15 protein-coding genes are annotated in these 14,201 nt (G+C 54.9%); 7 read left to right on the top strand and 8 right to left on the bottom strand.

The window, feature by feature from the left end:
* Positions 1 to 85 precede the first annotated feature (85 nt).
* The 6 genes from ACLI1L_RS10145 to ACLI1L_RS10120 all read right to left on the bottom strand — a co-directional run bounded on the left by ACLI1L_RS10145 (position 86) and on the right by ACLI1L_RS10120 (position 5,550).
* Positions 86 to 667, bottom strand: a complete 582-nt coding sequence (locus tag ACLI1L_RS10145; RefSeq protein ID WP_005324045.1) for an NADPH-dependent FMN reductase — start codon at positions 665 to 667, stop codon at positions 86 to 88.
* A 39-nt stretch (positions 668 to 706) separates the two neighbouring features.
* Complete coding sequence (locus tag ACLI1L_RS10140; protein ID WP_005329175.1) at positions 707 to 877, bottom strand: hypothetical protein; 171 nt, start codon at positions 875 to 877, stop codon at positions 707 to 709.
* Positions 878 to 962: 85 nt separating this feature from the next.
* Positions 963 to 1,988 carry a class 1b ribonucleoside-diphosphate reductase subunit beta gene (gene nrdF / locus ACLI1L_RS10135; protein ID WP_023020918.1) on the bottom strand — a complete coding sequence of 342 codons (1,026 nt, stop codon included), beginning with the start codon at positions 1,986 to 1,988 and terminating at the stop codon, positions 963 to 965.
* Between the two features lie 52 nt (positions 1,989 to 2,040).
* Positions 2,041 to 4,236, bottom strand: coding sequence for a class 1b ribonucleoside-diphosphate reductase subunit alpha (nrdE, locus tag ACLI1L_RS10130; RefSeq protein WP_086588263.1), 2,196 nt, complete (start codon positions 4,234 to 4,236; stop codon positions 2,041 to 2,043).
* Positions 4,237 to 4,286: 50 nt separating this feature from the next.
* Positions 4,287 to 4,754 carry a class Ib ribonucleoside-diphosphate reductase assembly flavoprotein NrdI gene (gene nrdI / locus ACLI1L_RS10125; RefSeq protein WP_005324049.1) on the bottom strand — a complete coding sequence of 156 codons (468 nt, stop codon included), beginning with the start codon at positions 4,752 to 4,754 and terminating at the stop codon, positions 4,287 to 4,289.
* 115 nt (positions 4,755 to 4,869) lie between these two features.
* A complete protein-coding gene (locus ACLI1L_RS10120) occupies positions 4,870 to 5,550 on the bottom strand; it encodes a metal-dependent transcriptional regulator (protein ID WP_308767234.1) in 681 nt (226 codons plus the stop codon).
* Between the two features lie 138 nt (positions 5,551 to 5,688).
* Between ACLI1L_RS10120 and ACLI1L_RS10115 the strand changes: the two genes are divergently transcribed.
* The 6 genes from ACLI1L_RS10115 (at position 5,689) to ACLI1L_RS10090 (ending at position 11,009) form a co-directional block, all read left to right on the top strand.
* Positions 5,689 to 6,288, top strand: coding sequence for an ATP-dependent Clp protease proteolytic subunit (locus ACLI1L_RS10115; RefSeq protein WP_049361647.1), 600 nt, complete (start codon positions 5,689 to 5,691; stop codon positions 6,286 to 6,288).
* 20 nt (positions 6,289 to 6,308) lie between these two features.
* Positions 6,309 to 6,932 (top strand): ATP-dependent Clp protease proteolytic subunit, encoded by a 624-nt coding sequence (locus ACLI1L_RS10110; RefSeq protein ID WP_005324052.1) that lies wholly within the window; start codon positions 6,309 to 6,311, stop codon positions 6,930 to 6,932.
* Positions 6,933 to 7,167: 235 nt separating this feature from the next.
* Positions 7,168 to 8,670 carry a peptide MFS transporter gene (locus ACLI1L_RS10105; protein ID WP_200288730.1) on the top strand — a complete coding sequence of 501 codons (1,503 nt, stop codon included), beginning with the start codon at positions 7,168 to 7,170 and terminating at the stop codon, positions 8,668 to 8,670.
* Positions 8,671 to 8,991: 321 nt separating this feature from the next.
* Positions 8,992 to 10,290 carry an inorganic phosphate transporter gene (locus ACLI1L_RS10100; RefSeq protein WP_023020921.1) on the top strand — a complete coding sequence of 433 codons (1,299 nt, stop codon included), beginning with the start codon at positions 8,992 to 8,994 and terminating at the stop codon, positions 10,288 to 10,290.
* Between the two features lie 3 nt (positions 10,291 to 10,293).
* A complete protein-coding gene (locus ACLI1L_RS10095) occupies positions 10,294 to 10,584 on the top strand; it encodes a hypothetical protein (RefSeq protein ID WP_023020922.1) in 291 nt (96 codons plus the stop codon).
* A gap of 170 nt (positions 10,585 to 10,754) precedes the next feature.
* Positions 10,755 to 11,009, top strand: coding sequence for a hypothetical protein (locus tag ACLI1L_RS10090; protein ID WP_411707490.1), 255 nt, complete (start codon positions 10,755 to 10,757; stop codon positions 11,007 to 11,009).
* A gap of 98 nt (positions 11,010 to 11,107) precedes the next feature.
* Here the strand turns inward: ACLI1L_RS10090 and fabG are convergent, their stop codons facing one another.
* Positions 11,108 to 11,875: a 3-oxoacyl-ACP reductase FabG gene (gene fabG / locus ACLI1L_RS10085; RefSeq protein WP_411707489.1), complete on the bottom strand. Its 768-nt coding sequence runs from the start codon at positions 11,873 to 11,875 to the stop codon at positions 11,108 to 11,110.
* Positions 11,876 to 12,101: 226 nt separating this feature from the next.
* Here fabG and clpX point away from each other — a divergent pair, with 226 nt between their 5' ends.
* Positions 12,102 to 13,397 carry an ATP-dependent Clp protease ATP-binding subunit ClpX gene (clpX, locus tag ACLI1L_RS10080; RefSeq protein WP_023020925.1) on the top strand — a complete coding sequence of 432 codons (1,296 nt, stop codon included), beginning with the start codon at positions 12,102 to 12,104 and terminating at the stop codon, positions 13,395 to 13,397.
* Between the two features lie 16 nt (positions 13,398 to 13,413).
* On the opposite strand, the gene ACLI1L_RS10075 is transcribed toward clpX, so the two are convergent.
* Positions 13,414 to 14,178 (bottom strand): TetR/AcrR family transcriptional regulator, encoded by a 765-nt coding sequence (locus ACLI1L_RS10075; RefSeq protein WP_023020926.1) that lies wholly within the window; start codon positions 14,176 to 14,178, stop codon positions 13,414 to 13,416.
* Positions 14,179 to 14,201 lie beyond the last annotated feature (23 nt).

Here is a 14,201-nt window from a genome sequence, read left to right as displayed (position 1 = left end):
TCCGGGGTTTGTGTCATTGTGAACGCCCTCTAGGAGTCTTTGAGTACTTCGAAGAGGGCGTGATGTGTGTTGGCTGGGGATACCGCTAGCCGTTCTTGGCTCTAAAGGCCTCGTCGGTCAACTGCAGGAAGCGCATAACGTAATCCTTGACAAAGTCTGCGGTACGTTGATTGAGATGTCCGGACTCTTCGAAAAGGGTGGGGGATTGGCCCAGAAATACTTCGGGCTGACCAGGGAGCGGCATGTCGAAGTAGGACAGAGCGAGGCGAAGGTTCTTCTGTGAACTGTAGCCGCCCATGCGGCCTACAGAGTGGCTAATGATACCTGCGGGAAGGTTCTTCCACGCCACATCTGAGTTGGGTTTAGAGCCGATGTCCACTGCGTTTTTGAGGCAGGCAGGGATAGTGCGGTTGTTCTCTGGCGTAATGAAGAGGATCCCGCTCGAGTTCTTGATGGTCTCGCGAAAGGTGGTGTACTCAGCCGGAGTGGGCTTGTCCGTGACGGCGGGGTCATCGTAGTCGAAGTCATAGAGCGGCAAGTCACGGATTTCCACGATGTTTGCCTCGTAGCCTTCAGGGATCATCGTGAGCACCTCGTGTGCAATCTTGCGTGCAAATGACTCTCGGCGCAGGCTGCCGACGATAACGCTGATACGTGGGGTGGTCATGGTAAACCTTCTTTCTTAGTTGGGTGTAGGGAGACGTGGTCAAGGGAGAAAAGGCTTGCAGCCAAAGGCCGGTGGTGGGCCGGCAGCGTGGGCGGCGGTGAGGAAGCCATCTACTTTGTCTCCTTCTTCATGGCGGAAGTACAGTTCGATGAGTCCTAGAAGCCCCCCGAGGACGGCCTCTCGTGCGGCGGATGTATTCAACAGCCGCATGGCTGCGGGTTGGTTTCCTTCGCGGATGGCTTCAAACAGCGCGATGGTCTCAAGCCAGCTTCCTTGGTCCGGTCGCGGAAAAGGTTTAGAAATCCCAGTCATCATCACTCGTTTCTTCAGCAGTACCAATGACATAGGAGGAACCAGATCCGGAGAAGAAGTCATGGTTCTCATCTGCTCCGGGGGCTAGGGCCGCGAGGATTTCTGGGTTCACTTCCGTTTCTTCGGGCGGGAAATAATCCGGGTAGCCCAAATTCATGAGTGCCTTATTGGCGTTATAGCGAACGAACACGGCTACATCATCCATGAGTCCCAAAGGCTCATATAGCTCGCCGGAATAGTCCAGCTCTAGTGCATAAAGCTCTTCGAGCAAAGAAATGGTGAAATCATGCATCTCCTTCTGCCGTAGCGGGGTCGTGGATTCCAGACCGCGCTGATATTTGTAACCCGAGTAGTAGCCGTGCACTGCCTTGTCACGCAGAATGAGGCGGATCATGTCTGCCGTATTTGTCAGGGTGGCGTGGACAGAAAAGTGCAAGGGAAGATAGAAACCCGCGTAGAGAAGCAGCGAGGAAAGCAACGTCGATGACACCTTGCGTTTGAGTGGATCCGGCCCAAAATAGTGCGCGAGAACTTTCTTGGCGCGTGCCTGGAGAAGGTCGTTATTCACCGCCCAGCGGTATGCTTCATCAATTTCCTTTGTACTGCTCAGGGTAGAAAACACTGAAGAGTATGAACGGGCATGGACTGACTGCATGAAGGCGATGTTGGTATACACGGCCTCCTCGTGTTCGGTGCGGGCATCTTGAATCTGACAGATTTCACCCACGGTGGCCTGGACAGTATCCAGGGTGGTGAGTCCTGTGAACACCCGCATGGTGAGGTTGCGTTCCTCGGGTGTCATCTTCTGCCACGCCGGGAGATCATTAGAAAGCGGGACCTTCTCTGGCAACCAAAAGTTGGCGGTTAGACGGTTCCACACTTCAAGATCCTTGTCATCGCTCACCCGGTTCCAATTGATGGCGCGGATGCGGGCTGAAGGATCATGCCGGTAGCTCGGCGGAGTAACTGAAATGCTGGTTAGTTCAGCACTATTCGATGTTGACGACATAGCTTCTTTCTTTCTGAGTGAATGGTTGTGGACAAGGGGGAGGACCGTGCTCCTACAAAGCACAGGAGACGCAGCCTTCGACCTCGGTTCCTTGGAGCGCGGATTGGCGTAAACGGATGTAGTAGAGGGTCTTGATTCCGGCTTTCCAGGCATAGATTTGTGCCTTGTTGATGTCCCGCGTGGTGGTATCAGCGGTAAAGAACAAGGTCAGGGAAAGCCCTTGGTCCACGTGTTGGGTGGCCATGGCGTAGGTGTCGATGATTTTTTCGTATCCCACGGCGTAGGAGTCATCGAAATACTCCAGGTTGTCGTTGGTCATTTCCGGCGCGGGGTAGTACACGCGCCCCAATCGGCCTTCCTTGCGTATTTCAATTTTGGAGGCAATTGGGTGGATGGACGCGGTGGAGTCATTGATGTAGGAAATTGATCCAGTGGGTGGAACTGCCTGCAAGTAGGCGTTGTAGATGCCGTCTTGCATCACTTGATTCTTGAGCCGTAGCCAATCCTCGCGTTGAGGGATCTGCACGCCTGCTTCGTGGAAGAGCTGTTTTACGTGTTCAGTGGCTGGCGCCCAGTCTTGGTCGATGTATTTGTCAAAGTAGGCGCCAGTGGCATAGGTGGATTCTTCGAAGCCTGTGAATCGTTGACCTTTTTCAACCGCGAGTGCATGGGATGCGCGGAGCGCATGGTAGGTCACCGTGAGGAAATAGATATTTGTAAAGTCCAGTGCCGCGGCGCAGCCATAAGGAATACGCTGTGAAGCAAGGAAGCCGTGGAGATTCATTTGGCCCAGTCCAATGGCATGCATGGAAGCATTTCCGTGAGCGATGGAGGGAACAGCTTCGATATTCGTCAGGTCTGAAACCTTCGTGAGGGCACGCACTGCGGTTTCGACGGTCTCCCCGAAGTCCGGCGATTCAAAAGCCTTCGCAATGTTGAGCGAACCTAGATTGCAGGAAATATCCTGGCCAACGGTGGTGTAGTCACCCGAAGCTCCGTAGGTCGATGGCGTGTTGACCTGGAGGATTTCGCTACACAGGTTGGACATATTGATATGTCCTTTGAGGGGATTAGCGCGGTTGACCGTATCCTCAAAGAGGATGTAGGGGTATCCGGATTCAAACTGAAGCTCAGCCAGCGTGGTGAAAAACTCGCGGGCCTTAATGGTCGTGTGAGAGATTCGCGGATTGGCAACCAGCTCGTCGTAGTACTCGGTGATGGACATGTCAGACATGGCTACGCCGTACTCGCGAGCGATGTCATACGGGCTAAAAAGATGCATATCCTTGTTCTCTTTGGCCAGACGGAAGGTTATATCTGGAATAACAACCCCCAGCGAAAGAGTCTTGATGCGGACTTTCTCATCGGCATTTTCCCGCTTGGTATCCAGGAAGCGAAGAATATCTGGATGGTGCGCATGCAGGTAGACGGCTCCAGCGCCCTGCCGGGAGCCCAATTGGTTGGCATAGCTGAAGCTATCTTCGAGAATCTTCATGACTGGGACTACGCCGGAAGCCTGGTTCTCAATCTTTTTGATCGGGGCTCCGGATTCGCGCAGATTGCTCAGCAACAGGGCCACTCCACCACCGCGCTTTGATAGTTGCAGTGCAGAGTTCACGCAGCGGCCAATGCTCTCCAAATTGTCTTCGATTCGCAGGAGGAAGCAGGAGACCATTTCGCCGCGCTGGGCTTTGCCTGCGTTGAGAAAAGTAGGGGTGGCGGGCTGGAAGCGTCCGGTCATGATGTCATCCACCAGCTTTTCTGCGAGCTCTTCGTCGCCCTGTGCAAGGTATAAAGCTGTGGTGGCGACGCGTTCTTCGTAGCCTTCTAGGAATCGGGAGCCATCAAAGGTTTTCAGTGCATATGAAGTGAAGAACTTAAATGCGCCGAGGAAGGTGCGGAACTGATGCTTAACTCGATGTGCTCTGTCGTACATGGCGCACAGAAAGGCGTCATCATAAAGCTCAAGGAAATCCCGCTCGTAGTACTCGTTATCAACCAACCATTCCAAGCGTTGCTTGGTGGAATCGAACTGATGCATGCGGGGAGCGACATGGTGCGTGACATAGTCTTGTGCTGCCTGAATGTCCTTGTCAAACTGGATTTTTCCAGAAGCGTCGAACAAGTTCAGCTGCGCGTTGAGTGCGTGGTAGCTCTTGCGCTTGCCGACACCGCCGGCATTGTCTGCTGAAGCGGTGCGGGGCGTAGCGCCAATAGTCTGTGTGGGGGTGGCATCAAGAGGCCACATTGTGTTTTCCAATCTGTGTGATGCGGATGTGTTCTTCATCTTGTGGGGGATTAATGGGGTGTCATCGTTAGCTGCTTTTGCTGCTCCCAAAACTTCTGAAGGCCCTGCTTTACGGCGGCGATGTCCTTCTGGGTGCCGAGAAGCTCGAAGTGATACAGCTCCGGTACGTGGCACTTGGCGGAAATGATGCGTCCGGCGACGCAGTAAGCACTTCCGAAGTTGGTATTCCCTGAGGTAATAACGCCCCGGATAAAGGAGCGGTTGATTGGGTCATTGAGGAAGTCGATGACCTGTTTGGGGACTGCGCGTTTGAGCGAGCCGCCGCCGTAGGTGGGAACGATGAGTACGTACGGGTGTGAAACCTGGATCATCCCGGTTTTCTTGGGGCGCAGTGGAATGCGCACCGCGGGTCTATCTAAGCGTTCGACGAATCTTTTCGTGTTCTCTGAAACGCTGGAAAAGTACACCAAATCTGGTGAGTCTGACATGGCAATCCTGCTCATCCTGGCCTTAGCCATAAGTGGGGTAGGTGATATTCGAAAAGACTAACTACGCAATGCCGTAGTTGCAACTACGGTCTAACGTAGTTTTGAAAAGGGCAGGTGAGAGCAGGATTAATGCAAAGGGGAATGTCTAAAGGTTGTGGTGTGCTACAAACACTGCGTCGGTAGCTGGGCGTCCAAGTACTACCCACTGAGTGCCGCCGGCCACCTGTATTTCGAGAGAATCTGAAAAGGGCGCTCCCTCGCGCGTGCTAAGAACAGCCCCAGTGACAATGCCGCGCTCTTCAAGGAACTTCAGCAGTTGTGGGTCGGAATCAGAAATGCGTTCCACGGTCACCTGCGATTGTGCACCGCTGTCGGTGAGGCGATGCGCACTGGGGATGGTGATCTGTCCATCAACCGTAGGGATAGGATCGCCGTGCGGATCCCTAGTGGGGTAATCAAGGAACTTATCCACACGTTCTATGAGCATGTCAGACACCGCGTGTTCGAGATCTTCGGCTTCATTATGGACTTCGTCCCAGGTGTAGCCCAATGCTTGAACCAAAAAAGACTCAAGCAATCGGTGACGGCGCACCATGACCAATGCGTACTGCCTGCCAAGTTCGGTTAACTCCACAGAGCCATAGGGCGTGTGTGACACGAGCCCTTGCTTCGCCATTTTGCGCACTGCATCGGAAACCGAGGAGAGCTTGAGTCCCAGCTGTTTCGCTATAAGCGTGGCGGTAACGGGCTCGGATGACCATTCCTTTAGCCCCCAGATAGCTTTCAAATAGTTCTGGGTACTGGTGGACAGCTCGGAAACAGACATGAGTAAATGTTAACCCAGCTTCCGTGTGCGCCTTTGGCGCTGTGGCCCAACGCTCATAGCGAACAGAGGCCAAGTTTGAGAGGAATGCCGGTAAGGTGGGGCCAGTTAAAGCATTCTTCACTTGAAGGAGAACCACTAATGTCTGAGAAGATTTCAATGAACTCGTCGTCTACGGGTATGAATCTGAGCGATAGCGTGTACGAGCGCCTGTTGCGCGAGCGCATTATCTTCCTGGGAACCCAGGTCGATGATGAGATTGCGAACAAGCTGTGCGCCCAGATCCTCCTGCTGTCCGCCGAGGACCCCACTCGCGACATTTCGCTCTACATCAACTCCCCGGGTGGCTCTGTCACTGCGGGCATGGCTATTTATGACACCATGAAGTACTCGCCGTGCGATATCGCCACTTACGGTATGGGCTTGGCAGCTTCCATGGGCCAGTTCCTGCTTTCCGGCGGTACCAAGGGTAAGCGCTACGCGCTGCCGCACGCTCGCATTATGATGCACCAGCCTTCCGCTGGTGTCGGTGGTACCGCTGCGGATATCGCCATCCAGGCTGAGCAGTTCGCTCAGACTAAGCGCGAGATGGCCGAGCTCATTGCAGAGCACACCGGCCAGACTTTTGAGCAGATCACCAAAGACTCCGATCGCGACCGTTGGATGACCGCACAGCAGGCCAAGGAATACGGCATTGTTGACCATGTCATTGAATCCGTCAACGGCCCGTTGAGCAACTAGGGAATAAGGAGAAAATCACTATGAATCAGTCCCAGATGCCAAGTTCCCGCTACGTTCTGCCGTCCTTCATTGAGCAGTCCGCACAGGGCACTAAGGAAACCAACCCATACTCCAAGCTTTTTGAAGAGCGCATCATCTTCCTGGGGACCCAGGTGGATGATACTTCCGCCAATGACATCATGGCGCAGTTGCTAGTCCTGGAAAGCCAAGACCCGGACCGTGACATCACCATGTACATCAACTCGCCGGGTGGTTCCTTTACCGCGCTGATGGCTATTTATGACACTATGCGCTACGTGCGTCCTGACGTTCAGACCGTGTGCTTGGGCCAGGCTGCTTCCGCAGCAGCAGTGCTCCTAGCTGCGGGGGCGCCGGGCAAGCGCGCAGCGCTGCCAAACTCCCGCGTGCTTATCCACCAGCCGGCGACCCAGGGTACCCAAGGCCAGGTTTCTGACTTGGAGATCCAGGCCGCCGAGATTGAGCGCATGCGCAAGCTGATGGAAACCACCCTGTCTGAGCACACCGGTCGTACCGCTGAGCAGATCCGCATTGATACGGATCGCGATAAGATTCTGACCGCTCAGGAAGCCGTTGAATACGGCATCATCGATACGGTCTTTGATTACCGCAAGCTCAATGCATAATTTGGAATAACGCTTTCCACGTGGCCCCTGCCATGCAACCGGCACTCCGGTTGCATGGCAGGGGTTTTCTGCTTTTAAAGCAGGGAAGGGGGTGTCCTGTTGGCTCGCGCTGCACCCGAATGGGGTATCTCTCTTCATACAATTTCTGCAGGTCGTTAGGTGAATTTCTATCGTGCGACACTAAACCCATAATGGTCGATTTGTGATTTACACCTCTAAGTGGTCATATATTTTTATGGAGAAACACACATCCGACGCGGCGGCTCAGGCCGCTGCGCCCACGCCGCAGAGCGGCGAACGTACATTTTTTGGGCACCCTTGGGGTTTGGCCAACCTTTTTGGCGTGGAAATGTGGGAGCGCTTTAGCTTCTATGGCATGCAAGCCCTTGTCTTGCTGTACATGTATTACGCCACTACCGATGGTGGCCTTGGCCTGGACCGGGCGGACGCGACGTCTATTGTGGGTGCCTACGGCGGCTTGGTCTACATGGCCTGCTTGTTGGCTTCTCTTGTTGCTGACCGAGTCTTGGGTGCAGAACGCACACTGTTTTACTCGGCCAGCATGGTGATGCTTGGTCACATTGCTTTGGCGTTTATTCCCGCAATAACTGGTTTGGCCATTGGCCTCGTTCTTATCGCCATCGGCTCCGGCGGTGTTAAGACCACCGCACAGGTTGTGCTTGGTTCCATGTATAGTCGCGATGACCCGCGCCGCGATGGTGGCTTCTCCATCTTCTATATGGGCGTCAATATTGGCGCACTCGTTGGTCCGCTGCTTACCACCGCCCTGTGGGGCTGGCAGGGTTTCCACTGGGGTTTTGGCATCGCAGCAATTGGCATGGCGCTCGGCCTGATTCAGTATTCGCTCATGCGCAAGACCACCATTAAAGACGCGGGGCATGAGGTTCCAAACCCGGTGAGCCCCAAGCAATTGCTTATGGGCGTGTTGGCGGTAGTGGCCATCATTGTGGTCATGGTAGTGGCACTGGCAACCGGCGCCATTCAGGTTGATTGGCTTTCTAATATTGTTACCGCGGTGGCACTTCTGGCTGCAGTTTATCTGTGGGTTCAGATGTATACCTCGAAGTTGGTGACTCGCGAAGAAAAGAACCGCCTGCTGGGCTTTATCCCGATGTTCATTTCCGGTGTTTTGTTCTTCGGCATCTTCCAGCAGCAGTTCACCGTGATGACGATTTATTCGGATGTGCGCTTGGACCGTCACATGTTTGGTTGGGAAATCCCTCCATCGCTCGTCCAGTCCATTAATCCAATCTTCATTGTTATTTTCTCCGCGGTCTTTGCAACGATGTGGACGAAGCTAGGGGATAGGCAGTGGTCCACCCCGGTAAAGTTTGGCGCTGCCAATATCGTCATCGGCATTTCCTTGTTCTTCTTCCTTCCTTTCTCGGGTGCGGAAGCGAACTCCACCCCGATGTATGTCATCATTTTCATTCTCTTCCTTTTCACCATGGCGGAGCTCCTCCTTTCGCCGGTGGGCAATGCCCTGGCTACCAAGGTGGCGCCAGAGGCATTCCCATCCCGCATGATGGCGGTATGGATGATGGCAGTGGCAATGGGCACATCCCTGGCTGGCTCTTTGGCTAGTTTCTACAACCCAGATGATGCAGGCGCGGAGAATACCTTCTTTATCTCCCTTGGCGTTGTATCTATCGTGTTGGGCGGCATCTTGCTTGTCCTCAGCCGCTGGGTAGTAAAGAAGTTCTCTAGCTTCCGCTAAGGGAAGTTAAAGCACCCCGAAACGGGAGGTATGTCGATTCAACTGCGACATGCCTCCCTTAGTGGTTTTTTATCACTCAAGCTAAGCGGTGGGGGTAAAAGAATATAAGTATTCTAAGCAGGGCATTTCTAAGCCGGTGGAAACCCCAAAAGGCACGGTTCTATGCTGCGGTAGGTTAACTAAAGGTTAACCAAAGAAAACGTTAAAGAAAAGCAATTGTCTATGGTCCGGGGCTGGAGTATTCTGCATTTCGTCCGCGACGCGTGAAGGCGCCGTAGATACGTACCGTGTTCATCTTTTTCTTTCCAAGGGGCCAACGCTGTGACAGCGACTCTGATCATCCTCGGCATTGTGGTGGTTACCGCCCTTGCCTTTGACTTTACGAACGGATTTCATGACACTGCCAACGCGATGGCTACGTCCATTGCCACCGGTGCTTTGAAGCCATTTACTGCGGTGGCAATCTCCGCAGTCCTTAACCTGGTTGGTGCCTTCCTTTCGGTCAATGTTGCTGCGACCGTAGCGAAAGGCATTGTTAACCTCGATTCCTATGACTTGTCCGGCGCCGCAGCAGACACTGACAGCCAAGCACTGCTGATGGTGGTTTTTACCGGTCTTATCGGCGGCATTATTTGGAACCTTTTCACTTGGTTGCTGGGTATGCCGTCGAGTTCCTCCCACGCGCTGTTCGGTGGCCTTATCGGCGCTGCTTTCGCGGCGATGGGTACGTCCGGCGTTGAGTGGTCCTCCATCGCTGGCAAGATCGTTATCCCGGCCGTTGCCTCGCCGATTATTGCGGCGCTAGTTTCCGCGTGTGCCACCTTCCTTGTCTACTGGGTTACCAACACCATTCCGAATAAGGCTAAGAATGAGCACTTCCGCCATGGCCAGATTGTCACCGCTTGCTTGGTGTCGCTGGCACACGGTGCTGGCGATGCGCAGAAGACCATGGGCGTTATCTTCCTAGCGCTGGTTGCCTCCGGGCATGCGGTTGCTGACTCCCGCATCCCCACCTGGGTCATCGTCTGCTGTGCCGTAGCAATCGCAGCCGGCACCATGTCCGGTGGCTGGCGAGTTATCCGCACCCTGGGTAAGGGACTGGTGGAGATTGAGTCCCCGCAGGGTATGGCTGCTGAAGCTACCTCCGCGGCAATCATTTTGACCTCCGCCACCGGTGGTATGGCGCTGTCCACCACTCACGTGTCCACCGGTTCCATCTTGGGTACCGGCCTGGGCCGTCGCGGTGCCGAGGTTCGCTGGGGTGTTGCGATGCGTATGGTTTCCGCGTGGCTTATCACCCTGCCCTGCGCTGCGTTTGTTGGCTTTGCTACGTGGTGGTTGGCACACGGTGTTTCCTCCTTTACTAACGTGGCAACTGGCGCCATCGTTGACTTTGTCTTGCTGCTGGCCATGGCCGGACTTATCGTCATCCGCTCCCGCATGAACCCAGTGGATGCCTCCAACGTGAACAACGATTGGGATCCAAACTCCGAGTCCGTGGATTCCTCCATGGGAGCTGAGTCCAACCGTCAGGAGCCGGTTGCTGCCGGCGCCGCCCCAGTTGCTGCAACCCAGGCGGAGGACACCTCCGCGTCGTCTACTGCTCAAGAGGAGCGCTAAACCATGACTGCTGCAGAAATCTTCCAGTCTCTTCTCCATGTTGCCGGCCTGGCATTGGTATTTGGCGCTGGCATTCCGCTCCTTTTCTCCCTGGGTATGCGTTGTATGACCGGTGACCCCATTCGTGATGACAACGGTGTTGTCGTAGGGGATACTCCGGCAAGCACTCAGATGAAGGTGCTTGGTTGGACCGTTTACGCAGTGCTAGCCGTAGTTATCCTCGTGGCCATCATGTGGATTGCTCGCGATACGTTGGACCATTACTTCGGCTTCGCGCCGTTCGGTGACCTCTAAGTTATCCCTCCCTTCCTGAGAGGGAAGTCAACCTTCCAAGTGATGCGTGGCACATTCTCCGAAAGTTAACAAAAGGTTAACTTTAAGCGACCTATGGGTTGCCTAACGGGGCTGTGTCACGTATATTCTTCTGTATCAGACAGAGAGAAAGCCACATGGAGGTGTGAGAAATGAACAAGATGCGTTCTTTGATGGACGGCATCGCTGATGCGTTCAAGGGCTCCACCACTGGTACCGGCCTGGACACCATTTCGGAAGCTCCGGTCCGTGCTTTGGTGGCAGAAACCCTGCTTGACGCTGATAAGACTCCTGCTAAGACTAAAGACGTAGCAGAAGCGCTAGAAGCCGTCACCGGTCATGCACCGGATGAAGTTGAGATGCTCGACGCAGAACTCTTCCTGCTCGACTTCGACTGGCTGCAGTAAGCAGCTACTGAATGAAATCCCCACGAGGCCCCTTGCCGCATACTGTGCAGCAAGGGGCCTCGTGCTTTGCCGGACTCGGTGGACTTCGGTAAGCGCGGCTAATCGCGCGGCGGCAAGATGGCCTCCGGGGTTTCGGGCAGGAGTTGGCCGCCATCAATAATGAGGGTCTGGCCGGTAATAAAGCCTGCCTCTTCTGAGGCAAGGAAAGCCGCCGCATTGCCGATATCGCGCGGAGTGCCGAGACGATGCAGTGGCACCGATCGCGTCATCTGATCGAGATACTCTTGGCCTTGGGCCTTGAGGCCCTCAGTGAGGATATTGCCGGGAAGAACACCGTTGATGGTGATGCCATCGCGAGCGACTTCAAGCGCAGCTGAGCGCATAAATCCTTGTTGGGCGGATTTGGAGGCGCCGTAGTGGGCCCAGCCAGGAAAGCCCGTGTGCGAGCCGGTGATGGACGTGGTAATTACGATGCGTCCATAGCGGCGTTCCTGGAGGTAGGGGAGTGCTTCCTGGACCACCTTAAAGGTACCGTGGGTATTGATGGCAAACATGGCCTCCCACTGCTCATCGGTCATTTCTGCTAATGGGCAATTGGGAAAGACGCCGGCATTGGAACAGACGATGTCGAACCCGCCATGCATGGCAACAACGTGGCGGTACATTTCTTGTACAGAAGTACGGTCGGTGACATCCACATGAATCGCACTGGCGCCTAGCTCTTTTGCGGTAGCGGTGGCGTGCTCAAGGTTGACATCAGCAATGATGACAGAGGCGCCGGCCTCGCTAAGTGAAGCGGCAATGCCGCGGCCAATGCCGGAAGCACCGCCGGTGACAATGGCTACGCGGTCTGTGAGATCGAACATAATTCTCCTGTTCCTAACGGGGCGGAATGAAGGTCGTTTCACCTTTTAGCTTAGGTCGCAGGAGCAAGAAAAGTCGGGGAAATTCGCCACGCGGAAGGGAATGAATGAAGGGCCTGTCGGGTTGATTTACTAAGGTAGAAATAGATGAAGATTAAGCCGCTCGGAAGGGTAGAATCATCCTTCCATTTGTGGATAGCGGTACGAAAAGCGAGTGTGAAAGAACTTAATGGCACGTATGCAAGAAAGCGCTGACCTGCTCAAGTGCTCCTTTTGTGGCAAGAGTCAGAAACAGGTGAAAAAACTCATCGCCGGCGGCGGTGTCTACATCTGTGACGAGTGCATCGAGCTATGCAATGAAATCATCGAAGAGGAACTGGGCCAAGAACAGGCGCAGGAATCCTCCGACGCGGAGGTGCGCCTGCCTCGGCCCTCGCAGATTTCTGCCTTCCTGGATAAATACGTCATTGGCCAAGACAAAGCCAAGCGCGTGCTATCTGTGGCGGTCTACAACCACTACAAGCGCATCAAGGCGGAAGAGTCTGCCGCGTTGGAAGCACGGCGCAAAAAGGCCGAGGGCGATGAGGTGGAGATCTCTAAGTCCAATATCCTAATGTTGGGACCTACTGGTTCCGGCAAGACTTACTTGGCACAGACCTTGGCCCGGCTTCTCGACGTCCCCTTTGCCATCGCCGATGCCACTAGCCTCACCGAGGCCGGCTACGTGGGTGAAGACGTGGAAAATATCCTGTTAAAGCTGCTGCAAGCCGCAGACTTTGATGTGGAGCGTGCCCAGCGCGGCATTATTTATGTCGACGAAGTGGACAAGATCTCCCGCAAGTCCGAGAATCCGTCCATCACCCGCGATGTCTCCGGTGAGGGCGTTCAGCAGGCCTTGCTGAAGATCCTAGAAGGTACCGTGGCGGCCATTCCACCGCAGGGTGGGCGCAAGCACCCGAATCAGGAATTCATCCAGCTAGATACCTCGAATATCTTGTTCATCGTTGCCGGCGCATTCGCTGGGCTCGACCAGGTTATTGCGGATCGAGTGGGCAAAAAGGGCGTGGGCTTTGGTGCCAACTTGGATACCAAGGATGAGCGCGAAAAGGTCGACCTCTTTTCCCAGGTACGCCCTGAGGACCTTGTGAAGTTTGGCCTGATTCCAGAATTCATCGGGCGCCTGCCCGTCGTGGCCACGGTGGATAACTTGGATCGTGAATCCTTGGTCAAAGTGCTTACCGAGCCAAAGAACTCCTTGGTCAAGCAGTACAGTCGCCTATTTGAGATGGATGACTGCGAATTGGAATTCGAGCCGGCGGCGTTGGATGCCATCGCGGAGCTTGCCTTGGAGCGTAAGACAGGTGCACGTGGCCTGCGCGCCATCATGGAAGAGCTGCTGGTGCCAGTTATGTATGATCTGCCGGACCGCGAGGATATCGCCGCGGTACATATCACCCCAGAGTGCGTGACAGAGGGCGCGGAGCCGCAGTTTAGCTATAAGGACGAGGCGAAGGAATCTGCCTAAGCGCCTGCCGGCGCGACTACTCCTCGCTGTAGATATCCTGTGGTGAGGCCTCGTCTCCCTCTTTCGTATCGAACGAGGAGGAGGTGAGGTAGGACTCGTGGCCCGAGTCTGGAATATTGGCGGTCAAAAACGCCAGCACAGCATCGACGGTAAGCCTATGCATACCGTCGATATTTTCTTGGGTATTGAAGTTCACGCCCAGCATGTTTTCCACCATCACCTGGTTGGTTACGCGGTAGACGGTCAACGAGGAAATCAGGGTGAAAATGTCATTGGCGGAAATGCCTGGGCGGAAAGCACCGGCGTCTTGGCCCAAGAGCAGCAGGCGGTCGAGGTGGAGGGCGACCCCGGCGACGTCGGCAATAGCTTGCTGAGCTGGGTCCACAATCTGCTGATTGCTCTCCCACACCAGCATGCGAATAGCATCCGGGTTGGCCACGCGTTCGCGGAAGAGCCAATCCACCAACTTGCGCACGCCCTCGACCGGAACCGCGGTATCGATTTCCAGAGCGTCCTGCGGCGGATTAAGCCGCTGCGCGGCCGTGCTGAGTGCACGTAGGTACAAGCCCTTTTTATCGCCAAAGTGGTAGTGGATCATGCGCTTGGACATGCCCGATTCTTGGGCGATGGTCTCCAGCTTGGTTTCTGCGAAACCACTGCGGGAAAAGTGCTTGATTGCTACGTCCACCACGGAGTCAATGCTGACGGATTCCGCGTGGGCAGCGTGAGGAGAATCCGCCTGGCCTGCAGCCTGCAGTGCATCAGTATTCTCAGTGCTCATGGCGTAAGTCCTTAATCCTTGCG

This window comes from Corynebacterium sp. LaCa117, from assembly GCF_046717765.1.
Classification (GTDB): Bacteria; Actinomycetota; Actinomycetes; order Mycobacteriales; family Mycobacteriaceae; genus Corynebacterium; species Corynebacterium kefirresidentii.
The sequence above is the reverse complement of the archived record's forward strand: the minus strand, read 5'-3'. Positions and strand labels throughout refer to the sequence as shown.